Source organism: Actinoalloteichus sp. GBA129-24, from assembly GCF_001941645.1.
Lineage (GTDB): Bacteria > Actinomycetota > Actinomycetes > Mycobacteriales > Pseudonocardiaceae > Actinoalloteichus_A > Actinoalloteichus_A fjordicus.
In genome coordinates this window covers 5,811,355-5,828,167 of the sequence record NZ_CP016077.1, presented here as the reverse complement: position 1 = coordinate 5,828,167, position 16,813 = coordinate 5,811,355, and the positions used below count along the sequence as shown (strand labels likewise).

Below are 16,813 nucleotides of genomic sequence, written 5' to 3'. Positions count from 1 at the left end.
CCGCATCGATGACCTTCCGGCGTGATCTGTGAACCGAATCACCACGGCGACGTTTGACTGTGCCGTTACGGCCGGGTGTCTGCTGACCTCCGAAGCGGTTTCCGCCGACCATCACGCCGCTATGGAGGAACTTGTGAACAGATCCCGACATCCGGTGGCTGTCTCTGCCGCGGCCGCTGTCGTACTCGCCGCGACCGGTGCGATGGCAGGCTCCGCCGTCGCCGAGCCTGCGACCGGTGCGGTCGCCACGGCCGACAAGTCGGTCACCCACGAGGAGAACGACCGCATCCCCGAGGGTGCGGCCTGGACGCAGCACTACTTTCCGTCCTCGGACGGCTCGGAGGTGGAACTGCACGCCGACGTCCTGCTGCCCGCAGACCTGGCCGAGGGCGAGCAGGTGCCGGTCATCCTGTCGGCAGGCGCGTACTTCGGACACTCCGGGCAGACCGACGTCGAAGACTGGACGCACACCGGCCCCTCGGACCGCTTCGACGACTTCATCGAAGGCACCGACCTGTTCGACCGGGGCTACGCCTTCGTCATGGTGGACACGCGCGGCTTCGGCGGCTCCACCGGCTGCCTCGACTTCGCGGGCCCCGGCGACGAGGCCGACGTCAAGGCGGCGATCGACTGGGCCGCGGACCAGTCCTGGTCCACCGGCGCCGTGGGAATGTACGGCAAGTCCTGGGACGCCATCACCGGCCTGATGGGCAACAACCTGAATCAGGACGCCCTCAAGGCCGTCGTCGCCCAGGAACCCATCTGGGACCTGCAACGCAACATCCGCTCGAACGGGGTGCCCCGCACCACCATCGTCAACACGGCCAACGCGTACAACAAGATCGCCGAGCTGCCCCAGATGCCGGACGACGATCCCCGCTATCTGGCGAACGCCGCGTACGAGGACGACAACCCGATGTGCATCGTGGAGAACCTGCTCGGATACCAGAACGCCGACCCGGAGTCGGAGTACTGGCGGGCCCGCGACTTCGCGGAACACGCCAAGGGCACCGACACACCGCTGTTCGTGACCCAGGGCTTCCTCGAGTGGAACACCGAGCCGGAGGCGATGCAGGAGTTCCTGGAGAATCATGAGGGACCCCAGCGCGGCTGGCTCGGCCAGTGGGACCACGTGCGCGGCAACGACCGTGTCGAGGACGGCAGACTGGCCATGGGTCGCGAGGGCTGGTTCGAGGAGACGATCTCCTTCTACGACCAGTACCTCAAGGACGTCGAACCGTCCGTCGAGTACCCGAACTTCGCCGTTCAGGACAGCAACGGCACCTGGCGCGCCCAGGACTCCTGGCCCGTCACGGACAGCGCCGCCACCCTCCCGATCGGCGGCGGCTCCTACCTGGACGACGGCGCCGAGGCCGGCCCCACGGACGAGAACACGTTCGTCCAGTGGTCCGAGCCGCTTGAGCAGGACACCCGGATCACCGGCACGCCGCGCATCTCCCTGGCCGCCGGGGGATACGGCGACCTCATGGTCAAGCTGTACGACGTCGCCCCGGACGGCAACGCGGTCATGTTCGACGAGCAGGTCTCCCGGGTGAAGCCGGGCGCGATGGGCTTCGATCTCAAGTCGACCGACTGGACCATGGCCGCAGGCCACTCCCTGGCCGTCGAGATCGGCACCATCCAGCCCGGCGGCGACTGGCTCAAGACCCCGGCCCACGAGACGATCCAGGTCGACGACATCGAACTCGAGCTAGCCCTGGACGACCCGGCCGACGACAACGGCGTCCCCGGCGAGCGGGCCCCGTACCTGGACACCTATCTGGCGGCGTGGAGCAAGGAGCTGCCCATCGGCACCCCGTCCTTCACGGTGCCGCCCGCCAGGGGCTGATCCGACCCTCCGCACGGGGGTGCGCAAGCCAGGCCCCGCCGCTTCGACCCCAGCGGCGGGGCCTGCATCCGTGGCGTGGACGCACTCCGAGGGCGGCCGGTCATGCCCGCCAGATGCCCAGCGCCCGCGCCATGAGGCTGAAGGGGACGGCCTGCCCCTTGACCTGGTTGACGGTGCCGGTCAGATGCAGCTGGAGTTCCGGGCAGTGAAAGAGCCACGTTCCGGTGGCTCCCGAGTGGCCGATGAGGGTGACAGGGCGGCGCCCCCCGGACACGAGACGACCGACCTTGTAGAACATGGTGCCCAGTCCGTACGCAGGATGGGAATGTTGCGCAGGCGGTTGCGTCGCTCGGTGAGCAGCCCTCGGGAGTGCGGGTCGCGGAAGAGGTCGCCGCGAAGCAGTGCCCGTTGGAAGGCGAGCAGGTCGCCGGTGGTGCTGAACAGGTCGTTGCTGGACTCCAGCAACGAGGTCAGTTCCACGGGGGTTCGGCCCGAATAGAGCGGGAGCAGTGCAGTGGTCGTCGCGCCTGCCGGGCGGTGACCGGGTAACCAGGTGCTGGTCAGGCCGAGCGGCTCGGTGATCCGTTCGGCGAGCAGATCGGCGAACGGCCGACCGGTCACCGTCTCCAGGATTCGAATGAGCAGCTGGAAGCCGGTGTCGGAGTAGCGCGCCTTCTGTCGCGGGGCAGCGAGATCCTGCGGTGCGAAGTGCGGACGTTGCCGGTCGCGGGTGGTCCTGATCACGTCCTCGAAGGTCCAGGCCGTATCCCGACCGGCGAGCAGGTGCTCGTTCAGACTGGGGCCGTCGCGACGCCTCTCGAAATGGTCCGGCAGCCCGGAGGTGTGGCTCGCGAGGTGCCGCACGGTGATCGAGGACGTGCGGTCGACTCCGCCGAAGACGTGCAGACCCGTGATCGTGTTCGCGGGCAGATAGTCGGTGATCGGCGCAGCGAGGTCGATCTCCCCGCGCTCCTGAGCCTGGAGCACCAGCGTGATGACGAACCGCTTGGTGATGCTCGCGATGAAGAACGGAGTATCGGGACGCAGCGGATGCGCGATGGTGTCGGCCGGACCGGCGGCGGCCGACCAGCGCTGCGTGCCGTCGTCGCTTGCGACGGCGACGGCAGCCTGGCGAATCCCGCCGCGAGAAGCGAGCTCCGCGAGCAGGTCGGTCAGTCGCGTGTCCACGTCGGCGGGCACGTGGTTGTCGGGTGCCTGCGTCATGGCGAGCGGCGCTGTCACGGGGTGGTCCTCCTCGGCGGATAGACATCTCTCATAGACATGTCTATGAGAGACTATAGGCTAGATTCGACGCATGGCACACGTGATCCTCGGCCTGCTCCTGATCGCGCCGCAGAGCCTCTACGACCTCATCAAGGCATTCGAGGCAGGCGTCGCGCTCCTCTACAGCGCCAGCTCGGGCAGCATCAAGCGCGCCCTGGACTCCCTGCTCGAGCGTGGTCTCATCGAGGTCGCCAGCGTCGAACCCGTCGGCCGAGGCAGGAAGGTGTACCGCGTGACCGAGGCCGGTCGGCGGGAGTTCCACACGTGGATGACGAGCGAGCTGTCCGGATCGGATCTGGAGGGCGCAGCGCTCTCCCGGCTCTACTTCCTCGGCCTGCTGGACCAGCCAGAACGCGCGCCGGTACTGCACCGCATCGAGACGCGCATCGTGGCCGACCTGGCGAAGCTCTCGGAGCTCGACGAACGCGTCAACGCCGCCGACGTCCCCGAGGAGCTTCGCGAGGTCGCCACCTACCAGCGTGCGACCCTCGACTACGGCCTCGCCTCGCTGCGGTTCATGCTCGGCCGGTTCCGCGACCACATCGATCGCGACGAAGCGCAGCGTCGTTCGTGACGGTGATCACGACAGCCGGGCAGGGTCGATCGCCGTCCGCCGTAGTGGCCGGGAGGTCGGTGTGGCCGGGAGGTCGGTGCGGCGGGGACCGAACAGGGGACAGGCGTCGGGGATCGGCGGCGAACCGCGGTCGGATACCGTGGTTCCAGCGTCGCGTGTCGGTGGCAGGCAGTGCCAGGCATGGAGGCGTCGAAGCACGAAGGAGCGCGACGATGACCACGTCGTTCCCTTCGCCCTCGTATGGCTGAGGGCGAGAAGGCCAGGCTGACCGCCTGGAGTCATGAACTGCGCGCCGTTCATCAGCGACTGCGCGAAACTCTGCGAATCACCCGGGACGCGGTGCGCGACGGCGAGACCGCCGGGTCCGCCACCCGCGATCTGCTGCTGTTCTGCCACGGCTTCTGCGCTGCGCTGACCGATCACCACGAAGGCGAAGATCGCAGCCTGTTCCCCGCCATCGAGGCGGCGCATCCAGAGCTGCGCGAGACCCTGCGACTGCTGGAGCAGGATCACTCGATGATGGCCTACCTCCTCGCCAAGCTGCAGACGGCCGTCGAGCGAGCCGCCTCCCCTGCCGAACTCGACCAACACCTCGAGGGGATCGCCGCGATCATGGAGAACCACTTCCGCTACGAGGAACGCAGCCTCCTGTCCGTGCTCGACACACTCGGACTCGACGCGAATCCCCGGGACGTGCTGGGGCCGCTGTGAGCCGTTGGTGACTGGCTGGCCGTCGCCGTGACCGTCTTCGGCTGCGGGCGCGGCGGCGGTCGCAGGATCGAGGCTGCCGAAGCCCGATGTTCGGCGAGGTCTTTGCTCACTGGTGATGACCAGTGACGCCCGCCATGCCTGATTGGCTGGGGTGTTGGGCGAAACGCAAGCCGAGCGGCCCATGCAAGCGGCCGTGGGCCGCTCTGCTCCGCGTGGCGTGATCTTGTGGGGCGGGTGGGGCTCGAACCCACGGCCAAGGGATTATGAGTGTCCCAGATCACATCGTCCAGCTCATCTACCTTGGCTTTTGTGCGCGGGAGTTGGGTGCGAAGTCGGCGCGAGGGGCGCTGTTCGTCGCCAGTTCGCACCCAGGTTCGCACCCATGATGTGATAGTCCTCCTGTCAGCACGGCCAGGGGAAGGCGAATCCAGACGAGTTGCCAAGGCGAGCCTGAGTCTCGGCAGGTCGGCGAGCGGCGGGTTGCTGTCACAGTCTCGCGAAGTCTTGAGCGACGGTCCATTTTTCGGTTACCACGCTCAGGATGTAGTCGATTACTCTTTCGATGTCTCCGTTCGCGATCAGGTAAATGGCAGCTCCTAGGATTATTGTCAACTTCAGTGGTCCGGAGGATCGCTGCGACAGGTCGCTAATTCGATTGCTAAACCTTTCGCGTCGGCTATGAATTTTTGAGTGTTTTTCTAGTTCGTGGTCGGTCGCGCCGAGGTTGATTTTTGCTAGTTCGGCAGCGTGCATAATGTCACGGTTCGTGATCAAGTCAAATGCCGAGTGTGCAAGTAACCTAAATTCTGGACTTTCCTCTTCCTTCCCGGCGTTCCGTGCTCCGGCCTCGGCGAGGCGAGTTGCAAGTAAGTCGTAAGTCGAGGCGATTTTTTGGAAGTCTCCGGGCGTGAGCCTGCTGCGCGTTCCTGCTGCGTAGTAACGCAGTTCGCGTGCCATTGCATGTGAGTATTGATGACACCCTGTTCTCCATCGTGAGGCCTTGTAATTTGATTCGCTAAGTGGGCTCGTTGACGATAGAGGCATTGTTCGCCGTAGACGCATGTAGTAGTCGATTATGGACGCGTGCGGCGTCATTGCCGCTACGGCCTTACGTGTGACGAGGGATGCTGCAATCCAGGCCGCTATTGCGCAGGATGTCGCGCCAATGGTAAAAATTTGATTCTCGCCGTTGGAGTGGCCCGATCCATTTGGCAAACTGTCTAGATACGTGCCCAGGGGTATGCCGATGGCAAGCAGTGAGAACAGGTGGAGCAATTCCCAGGAGTGGTGGCGCATTAGTAAAAAATTCCAGCGAACGCTGTACGATGCGCCAAAATGTGCATTCAAATCGCAGTTTTCTTCGAGTCGATCCTTCTTGAAGGAACGCACGGAAATCAGGAATGGAACTCCAAGGAGAAGTGGGGGTGCGATGAGTAATGCCAAAGGAAGGTCGACATTCGACCCGGTTAAGAAGAAAATCAACCAGGTTATCACCGCTGTGGCAGGGAATAGTAGGTGGCACGAAATCGCCACCCGCAAAGGAATGCGTTTTTTTGGCTCACGTCGGCCATCTGACATCTCGGGGTATTTGGCTCTTATGTATAATTCAACAGATTTGTTGACGTAAATCAAGTAGAAGGCCATGGCTATCGCCAGGGCGGGAAACGGTGAGGCTATCTTGATGAATTCCTCTGCGAAGTGCCGGCTGAATTCTTCCATTTGGATTGACCCAGTCTCGGAGTTGATTAATTAGGTGAATCCGGGTGGGTTGTGCTTCCGGTTGCTGTCGTAGAATCCGAGGCGTGGTAGGTGACGATGTGGGAACTTGGAAGGTGGGGCGTCGGCGTGCGATTTATCGCAGTCGATGGGTTGACCTGAGCCTCGTACAGGTCGAGGCGCCTAACGCTGAGCGTTGGGACCATCACGTTGTGCATCTTAGCCGAGTCGCGGTGGCGCTGATCACCAACGACCGTGACGAGGTGTTGATGCTGTGGCGGTACCGGTTCGCCACGGATGCGTGGGGCTATGAGCTGCCGGGCGGGATCATCGACGGGGATGAGGAGTCTGCCGCGACGGCGGCTCGTGAGGCGGGGGAAGAGTGCGGGTGGCTGCCGACGGGCGAGCCTGAGCACCTGATCAGCTTCGAGCCCATCCCCGGCATGGTGACGTCGGAGATGGACGTCTATCACTGGCGTAGTGCGGAGCGGATCGGGGAGCCGACCGACACGGAGGAAGCGGGGACCGTCGAGTGGGTGTCGCTGAAGCGGGCGACCAAGCTCGCCAAGGAACGCAAGCTGCTCGGTTCGGGGACGTTGGTGGCGTTGTTGTACTTCCTGGCCTCACGCGCCGAGGGATGACGTTCCGGGGAGGATCAGACGGGTGAGACGTCGCTTCTGCCGCTCGGAGGAGAGTTGCGCGGCGAGGCGGCGAGCCTGTCCAGCGTAGGTGCGTGCTGCGTCGCGGTCGCCGGTCGCGGCGTGTGCGTGAGCGAGATCGACGAGCAGGCTTGCGCGGGCGCGGCTGAAGGTCGTCGGGTGGCCGTCAAGAGCGTTGGTCAACTGAGTGATGGCATCGGGTTCGCCGAGCCGGGCGATGGCGTTGCCGCGCCAACGGACAAGGTGTGTTCCGCCGAGGAAGACGAAGGGCAACGCGGGGTCGCGTGGGTCGGCGGGCAGGAGCGCGTCTGCTTCGTCGAATGCGCGTAGCGCGTCGTCTCGGCGGCCGTCGGCGGCAAGGACTTCGCCGAGTGTCGCGGCGAGCCATGCCCGCAGAAGTGGAGCCACCCCGTTCCGTCCGAGCGTGACCGCTTCTGAGACCAGCTCTACGGCGGCCCCGGTCTCGCCGATCTCCAGAAGCACCATGGCTTGTTCGGCCTGCGCGTGTGCCAGCAGCGAGGGTGACTCGGCTTCCCGTGCGGCTGCCTTGGCGCGTTCGTAGTGCTGCCATGCCTGCGTGGTCGATCCCCGGTCTAGCGACGTCCACCCGGCGAGGGTGCTCGCTTCCGTGAGTGTCCCCGCTAGCGGGGCGCGTTGGGAGCTGAGCAGGGCATGACTTAAGAGGTCTTCCATCTGGCCGATCTGGCTGCGGAGTTGATCAAGCAGCGCCACCGAGCCGAACCGTTGATCCATGTGGCGTGCGTGATCGACCTGTCTTCGAAACAGCTCGACTGTCTCGGTGTCGAGCCGCTGCGCGATGATCAGCCGGTCGGCGAGTTCGGTGGCCGCGTCGTCGATCTCGTCATCCTCGGTGGGGAAGCCGAGTTCGGCGTTGGTTCGGCCGTAGACGTCGCGGAACAGCGCTTGGTAGTACGGCGCTGGTGTCTCGTGTCCGTTCTCCCAGCGGGAGAGTTTGGTCTTGAGGCTGCGGCCGGTGGCGATGGCGGCATTCGTCACCTCGGCACGTGCCAATAGCAGCCGGATCACTGCGTCTTGGCTGTGTCCCAACTCTTGACGCACGCGCGCCAACAAGGTTTTCGCCATCGCCGACCACCATAGCGATAACCCTGCGACCTGCGCACTTAACGGGGGTTATCGGTGCCCCCGTTAACCGGTGACAACTGTTGAGCAGCGGATTCTTGCCGTTTCTTGGTGACATGAGCGCAGCACTGAACAGCAGCCACCGGCTAGCGGGAGTCGTCTCGTCCGCCGGGCTGGTCGAACGCTCGGGCAAGGCGATCGTCCAGGGTGTCCAGTCGCTCGGCGATGGCGGTCAGACCGTCTTCGATGGCGGCAAGGCGTTCGTCCACCGTGAGCGGTCTACCTGCGTCGTTGACGTCTGGCGGGCGCGTGTCTGCGAGGACGGCGGCGAGGTGGTGCGGGTGCCACTCCAGGGCGACCGACAGTGCTTCGAGGGTGCGGGCGCTGCGCTTGCGGCGGGTGGTGTCGTACTGGAGTTCGCGGACGATCGCCTGCGAGACCTGCGAACGCTCCGCCACCTCCCGTTGTTTGATGCCCAGCTCGTGAATGCGGTCGTCGATCGCTTGCGCGACTGCCGCCCAGTCTTCCGCCACGTACTCCTCCGCGCTCCGCCTTGAGCGCCGACATTAGCGCGGACCCGGAAATGCGCAGGATCACTCACAGCGTGCACGCCTATATCGGCTCACTATGCCGTTGATTGCGCCAATACTGGCGCACAATTGGTGAGATATCGGCCGGTGGTGTGTGCGCGGAAGGGCACAACTCATGCGAGCACAGCGAAGTACGGAACTGGCCCCGTTGTTCTTCACGGTGCGGGAGACCGCCGAGATCCTCCGAGTCGACACGGCGACGATCTATCGGGCGATCCGGGAGGACGCCTTCCCCTCGGTGAAGGTGCGGACCCGGTACGTGGTGCCGGTCGCGGCACTCGAGGAGCTGATCGACGAGGCCGCCGAGCACGGTGGCTGTGTCGACGTCGCGGCCATGGCCACGCGACGGCGGCAGGAACGCGACGTGGCGCGGGCGCTCGGCGGTGGTCTCCGATGAGCGTCGATCGCGAGCACCTCGCCGGGGTTGCCGCCGGGCTGGACCGGTGGCGAGACACCCCGGATGACGTCTTGGCCGATGCGGTGATGCGCGACGGCCGGTGTGTGTGGGTCTTCACCGAGGGCGACGCACCCGCACCGAGCGGAGACGGGGACGCGGATCGGGAGCTTGCTCAGCGGCTCTGCGCGGGCTGTCCGGTGGCCGGTCCCTGCCTCGAACTGGAGCTGCGCACCGCCGGTGAGCGGACGGCCGGTGTGTGGGGCGGGCTCGCCGAGGACGACCGGCGGGCGCTGTTGCCGCTGTGGGTCGCTCGGCGGTCCGCCGTGGGCGGAGAGGAGTCGGACCTGTGAACGTCACCTTGTCGTTGACCGTGATCTTCGTGGTGTGGGGCGGGTGGCTGCTCGTCCGTCGGGAGATGCCGTTGGTCTACGGGCTGCCGATCCTGCTTGCCGGGCTGTTCCTCGGCGGCACGTCGTGGGGCGTCGCGTTGATCGACATCACCACCGACGTCGTCCACGGTCTGATCAACGCCGTCTCCCAGGTGGTGAGCTGAGCATGGCCACCACAGTGAAAAGCGAGGTAGCTCCCCGGCAGGACGGTGCGACTACGGCCGGACTGCTCGCGGTGGGCGGGGCGGTCGCGGTGCTGTCCTTTGATGGGCTGACCGGCTTCGCCGAGTTGGCCGGATTTCGGCAGTCGTTGCCGTTGCCGTTCCTCGCCGAGGGGTTGCCGTTGGCGTGGCTGCTGCCGGTGGCCTTGGACGCCTACGCCGTGGTGGCCACGCGGGTGTGGCTGCGCTCGTCCAACGCGAGTGCGGCCACCCGCGACACCGCCCGCAGGCAGGCGTACGGGGCGGTGGGGTTGTCGGTGGTGTTCAACGGCGTCTATCACGCCGTCGATGCCCACCGTGACGGGAATTGGTTGGCGGTGGGTGCGGCTATCGCGTTGTCGGTGGTGCTGCCCGTGCTGTTGGCCTCTGTCGCGCATCTCGCGGCACGGGTCGCCGCCGACCGCACGACCGTCGCCACGCCCGACGCGACGCCGATCGCGATGCCCGAACCGAGTGAGTCCGTGGCGCCGGTCGGCGAGCCCGCCGACGCGGAGTCGCCGAGCGATCTCAAGGAACGCATGGCCGCGCACTGGCTCGCCGAGCGAGAACGGGGCCGAGTGCTCTCCGGTGCCGAGCTTGATCGGCACTTCGGCACCCGTGAGTACGGCAGGCGCGTGGTCCGCGTGCTCAAGCGAGAGGAGACGAACCGATGAGCACGCCGAGACGACGACGCAGCCTTGCCACCACGCGAACCGCCCTGCGCCGGGGCGGCCGGTGGCTGCGGCAGACCACCCGCCGACAGACCGGAGTACGGCAGGTGCGGTGTTCCTGCGGGAGCAGCTATCCGGCGGGACAGGCCGCCCGGCACTTCGCCACCCACCGCACCGAACACCGGAAGCGGGCCGCGCGGGTGCCGGTGCGCCGTACCCGCACAGCCCGTCCTGCTCGGCGGAAGCCGACGGCGGGCACCCGGCCGAACCGGTCGGGAACCGGCGTCAGCCAGATTGATGCCTGGGTGTCGGCGACCGAAGCACTTGCCGGACTCGAACCCGCGAATGTCACCGAGTTCGAACGCATCCTGACCGCCTTTCAACGGGCGGTGGTGCTCGCCGGGAATCACCTCGCCGATCTCGGCGAGCGATGGACGGCCGATCACCACATCGATCAACGCATCACCGCGCAGTTCGCCGAGGCTGGCGACCGATTCGCGGAGAGCAGCGAGTGTTTCCGTGACGCACAGGAAGCCCTCAAGGTCGTGTACCGCGCCTACCTCGAACTGATCGAGTCCGGAACGCCGATTCCGCGACCGGAGTTCTTCACCGAAAGCTGATCCTCCGAAACCTTCTCACTCACGTCTGCCGGGCGTGTGGCGATGCCGCACGCCCGGATTCGGAAGGGGCATCGCCATGGCCGCAATCAGGCAACGTCAACGATCAGAACACCGAGAATCCCTCTTCGTGATCCTTTGGCGACACCGGCACCGACTCGCCCCGCTCTACGTCGCATTCGCCACGTGGGCGGCCGGAATGATCGCCTTCCACTGGCTCAGCCCGATCACCACGGCACTGATTTGTCTGTTCCTGACAGCGGTGTTCGCGATCTGGTCGGGACAGGTTCTCGATCGGAAGATCGAGCGCGCCTATGCCCGTACGGTGGCCGGTTTCGCCGCAGCCTGGGCCGTGGCGGCATCGATGCTCGGCGCGGATCACCCCGTGCTGTTGCGGGTGCTCGCCGTCGGCGGGCTGCTGTGCGCGATCCCGTGGTGGCTGCATCGCCGAGTTCGTGCACAGGTCCGTGTCGAACGCACCATTGCGGCGTGGCCGCGTGTCGCCGAGACGGCCGGACTCGCCCGGTCCCGGCTGACCGGGGTTCTCGTCACCACGTGGGGATGGACCGGGCGGCTACGGCTCGCCGCCGGGCAGACCGCGCGCGACGTCACCGGGAGACTCCGCACCGTCGAGAGCGCGCTGCAACTCCCGGTCGGTTCGGTCCGTGCCGAACCGTGGCCGGACCGGGCGGACGTCGCGGTCATGCGGGTGATCGAGTCCGACCCGCATTCCGATCCGGTGTACTGGGCGGGCAGTCCGGCGGCCTCGATCGCCGATCCGATGCCGGTCGGTCCCTACGACGACGGCGACGTCTGCCGCGTCCCGCTGTACGACCGGCAGAGCGGGACGCACCACGCGCTCATCGCCGGCACGAACGGGTCCGGCAAGTCCGGCCTGCTCAACCTCATGGCCTGTCACGCCGTCACCGCGCCCGATGCGGTGCTGTGGGCGATCGATCTCAAGGGCGGGATCGAGCTGCGTCCGTGGTGGCCGGTGACCGACTGGCTGTCCACCACGGCGGAGTCCGCGCGCACGATGCTGGGTGCGTTGCGGGAGGTCATCGACGTGCGCGGCAGGCACGCGACGAACCGGGTGTGGCAGGCGAGCCCAGAACAGCCGGTGATCGTGGTGCTGATCGACGAGGCCGCCGAACTGCCCGTGGAGTGCGTGCCCGATCTGGAGTCCGTCGCCCGACGTGGTCGGGCGCTCGGCGTCGCCCTGGTGCTCGCCACGCAGTACCCGACGGTGAACGCGGTCGGTTCGGCACAGGTGCGTGCCCAGCTCCGCACGCGGGTGGCGTTCCGGTTCCTCAAGACCGGCGAGGCTTCCACCGTGCTGCGGGACACCGCCGGGACCGATCCGGCGGTGATCCGCAAGGACCGGCCCGGCTGCGGCTACGTGGAAGCCGCCGGGGCCGAGCGTCCCGCGTTGGTCCGCTGCTACTGGGTCACCGACGATCTCGTGTCCGAGGTCGTCGAGACGTGGCGTGGCAGGCAACCGGCGCTCGATCCCGCGACCGCCGACGTCGTCTCAACGTTCCCGGCAGACGCGGACGACGAACGGGACGCACCACCGAACATCCCGGCAGCACGGCAGACCGACTCGGCCGCCGAGGAACCTGCCGCGCCGTTGGCCGCACTCGCCGAGCGCGGACCGGCCACCCGCTCACCGGCCAAGAAACGACTCGACAACGAGCAGGCCCGCACGGCCCTCCGCGCGGCACTGTCGGGTGCGGGGGAGGAGGGCACGACGGTGGAGGCACTCGGCGCGGAGTGTGACCGACGCAAGACGTGGATCTACCGCGAGCTGGATGCACTGGAGACCGCCCGGCTGGCCGAGCGCACCGGCAGACACGGCTACTACCGAGGGACTCCGCGTCTGCGGAACGAGCCCGCCGAGTAGGCGTGGAGACGTCGCGTTCCGGGGAAGTTCCGCGAGCTGCGCGGAACTTCCCTTACGCGCGTACGCGCGCGCCTGCGCGTCAGGCCGCCGATCGGCGACGCGCGGAACAGCTCAGACACACCACAGCGCGGCCGGTCCGTAGGTGACAGCCCAGGACCGGCCGCGCCGAGATGATGAACGATGAGATCGACTGACGAATCAGACGCGGAAGAGGCATCCGTCAGCCTCGCGTCATGGCCTCACCTCCCCTCACTCGAAGTCCCTCAGGCGGGCCGGATCAACCGCAGCGAACGCGGCAGCCACAGACCGCTCGGCGTCCGGCCCGTGAGATCCGGTGCCCCCCGCTCACCCGGCGCGGGCAGATGCAACAACTCCGCCGCTGCGGCCAGGAACGTGCCCTCATAGCTCCAGACCACCCGCTGATCCGAGAACAACCCGTGTCCGTCGTCGCGGTCCCGCACGCGACTCGCGGTCGCGTCGTCCTCCGCGCGGATATGGAGGGAGTCGACGTGTCCCGGCCACCCGTAGGTGGCGAGCACCGTGTAACGCACCTCGTGATCACCGGGCGCGAGACTGAACGTGAACCCTCGGCGCAGCAGGTCCGAGTACACGCGATCGACGGATTTCATAGCTCACCCGCTAATGTCGTCGTCGAAAAACACTTCTCCTGATTCGCCACCACCGACGCCAACGCCATTCGGCGAACAACAGCCAGAACAGATCCAGTATCGGAAGGAAGCGCAGCGCGATGACCGCTTCGGCGATCACCGCACCGAGTAACAGCGACCACGCGACGTCATAGACGTCCACCGCATTCGACACCACAGACATCACCGTCATCGCGACATCTGCGAGTAGCGAACGGCGGAGATCGCCTGACACAGCGCCTCTTGCACTACTCGCGAACTCCCCAGGCCGATCGGGCACGCATCCGGCGGAAACCACCACCGCACCGGGCCGGTACCGGTCGTAGTCGGCGGAGCGGGAAACACCGCACCCGGTTCTAGGAGAAACACGCTGCGGAAACTCCGCAGCTCCAGACGTAGGACGGTGATCGGTTCTATCAGGAACAGAATTCGTCCCTCGGGATGAACCAGCGTCGGAGTGGGCGCGTCACGGAATACCGAGAACCGCGCTGCCGCCACACCCAGTTCGGCGGGCACCGAGATCGCCGCAAATCCACCTCCGGCGGCCAACAGAACGGAGAACGGCGCAGCCGTCCACCACCGCTCGATCTGACCGTGCCGGGCGGTCGCCTCGATCCGAGGAACGACCGGGAGGAGTCCGGGCACCCGCAGGCCGCTGTCCGGCCGGTAGTACATTCTCCCGTTCCACCGGGCACCCGGCAGCACGCGCCACCCGTACCCGGCATACGCCACCGCAGCACGTTTCAACGCAATGGCAACCGGCGGCTTCCGACGTCTACCTCGGCGTGGCACCTCAGGCTCCCTCCGTGACGAACACCCGCGTGTCGTTCCGGGTGTGGGAGACAGCAGAAGAGGTGAGAGCACAGGTGAAAAAGGAGGTGAAATCTTGCCGACAACGCGGATCGGTACGCTGATATAGGCCCTGCCGTCCGTATCGGGCCACGGTGAACCGGGGAGACGCAGGCAATGGCACGCGAGACCGACGCCATCCGAGAACTCAAACGAACCCTCGGCCGCACCCTCGCCGATCACCGCCGAGCCGCCGGACTCTCCCAACGAGAGATCGCCCACCGCGTCCACTACACCCGCACCGCCGTGAGCCACGCCGAAGCAGGCCGACACCTCCCCACCCGCCAGTTCTGGTCGGACGCCGACGACGCTGTGGGCGCCGAGGGCGCGTTGCTCGATCACTTCGACCGACTCCGCACCGCTATCGGCGAATCCGACCGCGCGGAGCGAGAACACGAACAGGCCGCCTTCCGCAGCCGCGCACAACGCGGTCACGCCGCACTCGCCGAGGACACCGGCGGGACCGTCACAGACCTGAACGCCTCGCCGGACGATCAGGCACAGGAACTCGCCGCCGCGCTCCACTCCGCCCGGCGAGTCGGCCCCGACGTCGTCGCCTTGTTCGCCGCTCAACTGGCACAGATTCGGACCCTCGACCGCCGATTGGGCGCCGGACTGCTACGCGATGAGGTCCGCGCCAAGATCGCCCAGATCGAACCGTTGATGCGCCACAGCGTCGATCCGGCGATACGACGCAGCCTCGCCACCGTCCTCACCGAGTACTGCACCCTTGCCGGCTGGCAATGCCTGGACGGCGGTCTGCTCGGCGAGGCATGGCAGCACTATGAGAACGCCAAGGCCGCAGCCCGCGAATCCGGCAATGCGGCCCTGTTCGCTCATGTGATCGCCGAACAGGCCTTCGTGCTCATCGACATCGGCCGCACCGCCGACGCCGGCGAGGTCACCGGCCACGCACTGGCCGCAGCCCGCCAGTCCGCACCGACGATCCTGCTTGCCTGGCTTGCCGCAGCCCACGGCGAGGCACTCGCCGCCGACGACCAATCCGCCCAGAGTCTCCGCGCCTTCGACCGGGCGGCACGTGCACTACCCGCCGACACCGTCCACGCCGAGACGCCCTACGTCGCGATGAACGACGTCCATCTGACCCGGTGGCGCGGCCACGCACTGGCCCGTTGCGGCGAACGCTCCGCCGTCACCGTCCTCAGCGATGCGCTACAGGCCCTCGATCCCTCATTCACCCGCGCCGAGACGGCCCTGCGGGTCGACCTCACCCACGCACTGCTGCACGCCGGAGAACGAGACTCAGCCGTCGAGCAGGCCACCCAGGCGCGGACGCTCGCTCGGCAGGTCGGCTCGACTCGGCAGCAACGGCGGCTAGCTCGCCTTGCGCTTTCCGGCTGACTTTTTCTGACCGGCCGGCTTGCGGACCCGCTTCGGCATCCGGCTGCCCAACAACTCCGCCGCCTTCCGGTCCGCAGCAGCGACCCAGGCCGCGTAGACCCGCAGGGTCGTTGCTCCGCCGCCGCCATGTCCGAGTCGGCCTGCGACGGTCCGCAGGTCGATCCCCGCTGTCAGAAGCTCTGTCGCGGAGTAGTGCCGCAGCGCGTGAATATGGGTGTCGATGCCCAGACCGGCAGCCATTTTCTTGTAGCGATGCGAGATCGCGTCGGGTGAGTAGGGCCGTCGCGGGTCAGGGTTGCGGGCGCTGCTGAAGACGAAGTGTTCGGGGTCGAACTTGACGCCCAACTCTGCGCACCGTGCTTCGCAGGCCGCGAGGTGCTCGCGCAACACCGCCACGGTCTCGCTGTCCAAAGCCAGACGGCGAATCTGGTGTGTCTTGGTGTCTTTCTCCCGCCCTTCGCCCCTGCTCATGACGTAGCTTCGCCGAATCTCGATCATTTCTCCGTCGAAGTCGATGCGGGACCACCGGAGCGCGGCCACTTCTGCTCGCCGCATACCGGTTGTCATGACGAGCCAGACGAGCACGCCCCAGGCCGAGTCCAGCTCGAACGCCCGATCGATCAGCTTCGCTGCCTCTGCCGGCGACGGCGGCTTGGGTTCGGGTGCCGTCTGGCGTGGTTTGGCAGCGACGGCGGCGGGGTTCGTGGCGATCCAGTCCCATCGGACGGCGGTGTTCAGTGCGCGAGCGATGATGGAGTGCACCTGCCGGATGGTCGATGCCGCCATCGGAGTGCATTCATGTTGCCTGCACTTTGCCTTCTGGCAGTCGTGTTCGGCCTTCCGGCGGTGGTCGATCGACGGCGAGCCGTCACATCGCTTCCGGCAGCGCCGCAGTTCCGAGTAGAGCGTCTCCAGGTTCCGCGCGTTCAGCTTGTTGACCGCGACGTCCCCGAGCGCGGGTTTGATGGTGCGGTCGATATAGCCCTGGTAGCCGTCTCTGGTGCTCTGCTCTAAGTCCGCCGTGCGCATCCATTCGTCGAGCGTGTGGGCGAAGCTCACTGCCGTGGTGGGCGTTCGAGCGCGGTCGACTTCGGCGGCGAGTTGGGTCAACGCCTTCTGTGCGCGGCGGTGCGCGGCCTTGTCGGTGCCGTCGATCTTCTCGCGGAGGTAGGTGCGTCGGCCCGTGACAGGGTCCAGCCCGGCGTAGACGACCACGCGAAGCGTGTCGCCCCTGGTCTCGATCCGGCCGCGAGCCCGGCCGTCGGTCCGTGCGGTAGCCATGTCAGCGACGCTA

Annotated in this window: 19 protein-coding genes; 11 read left to right on the top strand and 8 right to left on the bottom strand. The window is 66.7% G+C overall.

Annotated elements, in window-relative coordinates:
- Positions 1 to 154: 154 nt before the first annotated feature.
- Positions 155 to 1,849: a CocE/NonD family hydrolase gene (locus UA75_RS24940; RefSeq protein WP_232251121.1), complete on the top strand. Its 1,695-nt coding sequence runs from the start codon at positions 155 to 157 to the stop codon at positions 1,847 to 1,849.
- Between the two features lie 180 nt (positions 1,850 to 2,029).
- Here UA75_RS24940 and UA75_RS24935 read toward each other — a convergent pair whose 3' ends face one another.
- Entirely contained in the window at positions 2,030 to 3,091 is a 1,062-nt protein-coding gene (locus UA75_RS24935; protein ID WP_198044207.1) for a serine hydrolase domain-containing protein, read from the bottom strand.
- A 73-nt stretch (positions 3,092 to 3,164) separates the two neighbouring features.
- On the opposite strand from UA75_RS24935, the gene UA75_RS24930 reads away from it, so the two are divergent.
- Both UA75_RS24930 and UA75_RS24925 read left to right on the top strand, forming a co-directional pair.
- On the top strand, positions 3,165 to 3,707 hold the full coding sequence (locus UA75_RS24930; protein ID WP_075742336.1) for a PadR family transcriptional regulator: 543 nt from the start codon (positions 3,165 to 3,167) through the stop codon (positions 3,705 to 3,707).
- Between the two features lie 240 nt (positions 3,708 to 3,947).
- Positions 3,948 to 4,418, top strand: a complete 471-nt coding sequence (locus tag UA75_RS24925; protein ID WP_075742335.1) for a hemerythrin domain-containing protein — start codon at positions 3,948 to 3,950, stop codon at positions 4,416 to 4,418.
- A gap of 486 nt (positions 4,419 to 4,904) precedes the next feature.
- On the opposite strand, the gene UA75_RS33420 is transcribed toward UA75_RS24925, so the two are convergent.
- Positions 4,905 to 6,137, bottom strand: coding sequence for a hypothetical protein (locus UA75_RS33420; RefSeq protein WP_157434422.1), 1,233 nt, complete (start codon positions 6,135 to 6,137; stop codon positions 4,905 to 4,907).
- 83 nt (positions 6,138 to 6,220) lie between these two features.
- On the opposite strand from UA75_RS33420, the gene UA75_RS24920 reads away from it, so the two are divergent.
- Positions 6,221 to 6,775: an NUDIX hydrolase gene (locus UA75_RS24920; protein ID WP_075742334.1), complete on the top strand. Its 555-nt coding sequence runs from the start codon at positions 6,221 to 6,223 to the stop codon at positions 6,773 to 6,775.
- Here the strand turns inward: UA75_RS24920 and UA75_RS24915 are convergent.
- On the bottom strand, positions 6,758 to 7,897 hold the full coding sequence (locus tag UA75_RS24915) for a hypothetical protein (RefSeq protein ID WP_075742333.1): 1,140 nt from the start codon (positions 7,895 to 7,897) through the stop codon (positions 6,758 to 6,760). The two genes, UA75_RS24920 and UA75_RS24915, sit on opposite strands and share 18 nt — an antisense overlap.
- Positions 7,898 to 8,040: 143 nt before the next feature.
- Positions 8,041 to 8,427, bottom strand: coding sequence for a transcriptional regulator (locus UA75_RS24910; protein ID WP_075742332.1), 387 nt, complete (start codon positions 8,425 to 8,427; stop codon positions 8,041 to 8,043).
- A 172-nt stretch (positions 8,428 to 8,599) separates the two neighbouring features.
- Between UA75_RS24910 and UA75_RS24905 the strand changes: the two genes are divergently transcribed.
- From UA75_RS24905 to UA75_RS24880, 6 genes are all read left to right on the top strand, one after another.
- Positions 8,600 to 8,881 carry a helix-turn-helix domain-containing protein gene (locus tag UA75_RS24905; RefSeq protein ID WP_075742331.1) on the top strand — a complete coding sequence of 94 codons (282 nt, stop codon included), beginning with the start codon at positions 8,600 to 8,602 and terminating at the stop codon, positions 8,879 to 8,881.
- The gene (locus UA75_RS24900; protein WP_075742330.1) at positions 8,878 to 9,231 is read left to right on the top strand and encodes a WhiB family transcriptional regulator; all 354 of its coding nucleotides are present in this window, start codon (positions 8,878 to 8,880) and stop codon (positions 9,229 to 9,231) included. Before UA75_RS24905 ends, UA75_RS24900 begins: the two co-directional genes overlap by 4 nt.
- Complete coding sequence (locus UA75_RS24895; RefSeq protein WP_075742329.1) at positions 9,228 to 9,434, top strand: hypothetical protein; 207 nt, start codon at positions 9,228 to 9,230, stop codon at positions 9,432 to 9,434. Before UA75_RS24900 ends, UA75_RS24895 begins: the two co-directional genes overlap by 4 nt.
- Before the next feature lie 2 nt (positions 9,435 to 9,436).
- The gene (locus UA75_RS24890) at positions 9,437 to 10,144 is read left to right on the top strand and encodes a DUF2637 domain-containing protein (RefSeq protein ID WP_075742328.1); all 708 of its coding nucleotides are present in this window, start codon (positions 9,437 to 9,439) and stop codon (positions 10,142 to 10,144) included.
- The gene (locus tag UA75_RS24885; protein WP_075742327.1) at positions 10,141 to 10,761 is read left to right on the top strand and encodes a hypothetical protein; all 621 of its coding nucleotides are present in this window, start codon (positions 10,141 to 10,143) and stop codon (positions 10,759 to 10,761) included. Before UA75_RS24890 ends, UA75_RS24885 begins: the two co-directional genes overlap by 4 nt.
- A 127-nt stretch (positions 10,762 to 10,888) precedes the next feature.
- Positions 10,889 to 12,661 carry an FtsK/SpoIIIE domain-containing protein gene (locus UA75_RS24880; protein WP_075742326.1) on the top strand — a complete coding sequence of 591 codons (1,773 nt, stop codon included), beginning with the start codon at positions 10,889 to 10,891 and terminating at the stop codon, positions 12,659 to 12,661.
- A gap of 263 nt (positions 12,662 to 12,924) precedes the next feature.
- Here UA75_RS24880 and UA75_RS24875 read toward each other — a convergent pair whose 3' ends face one another.
- From UA75_RS24875 to UA75_RS34130, 3 genes are read right to left on the bottom strand one after another with little or no spacing between them, the layout of a single operon-like run.
- On the bottom strand, positions 12,925 to 13,290 hold the full coding sequence (locus UA75_RS24875) for a hypothetical protein (protein WP_075742325.1): 366 nt from the start codon (positions 13,288 to 13,290) through the stop codon (positions 12,925 to 12,927).
- Between the two features lie 10 nt (positions 13,291 to 13,300).
- Positions 13,301 to 13,501, bottom strand: coding sequence for a hypothetical protein (locus tag UA75_RS24870; RefSeq protein ID WP_075742324.1), 201 nt, complete (start codon positions 13,499 to 13,501; stop codon positions 13,301 to 13,303).
- Positions 13,498 to 14,040: a bifunctional DNA primase/polymerase gene (locus UA75_RS34130; protein WP_075742323.1), complete on the bottom strand. Its 543-nt coding sequence runs from the start codon at positions 14,038 to 14,040 to the stop codon at positions 13,498 to 13,500. Before UA75_RS34130 ends, UA75_RS24870 begins: the two co-directional genes overlap by 4 nt.
- A gap of 234 nt (positions 14,041 to 14,274) precedes the next feature.
- Between UA75_RS34130 and UA75_RS24860 the strand changes: the two genes are divergently transcribed.
- Positions 14,275 to 15,519: a helix-turn-helix domain-containing protein gene (locus UA75_RS24860; protein ID WP_075742322.1), complete on the top strand. Its 1,245-nt coding sequence runs from the start codon at positions 14,275 to 14,277 to the stop codon at positions 15,517 to 15,519.
- Here the strand turns inward: UA75_RS24860 and xerC are convergent.
- Positions 15,493 to 16,734 (bottom strand): tyrosine recombinase XerC, encoded by a 1,242-nt coding sequence (xerC, locus tag UA75_RS24855; RefSeq protein ID WP_232251120.1) that lies wholly within the window; start codon positions 16,732 to 16,734, stop codon positions 15,493 to 15,495. The genes UA75_RS24860 and xerC overlap by 27 nt on opposite strands.
- Between the last annotated feature and the right edge of the window lie 79 nt (positions 16,735 to 16,813).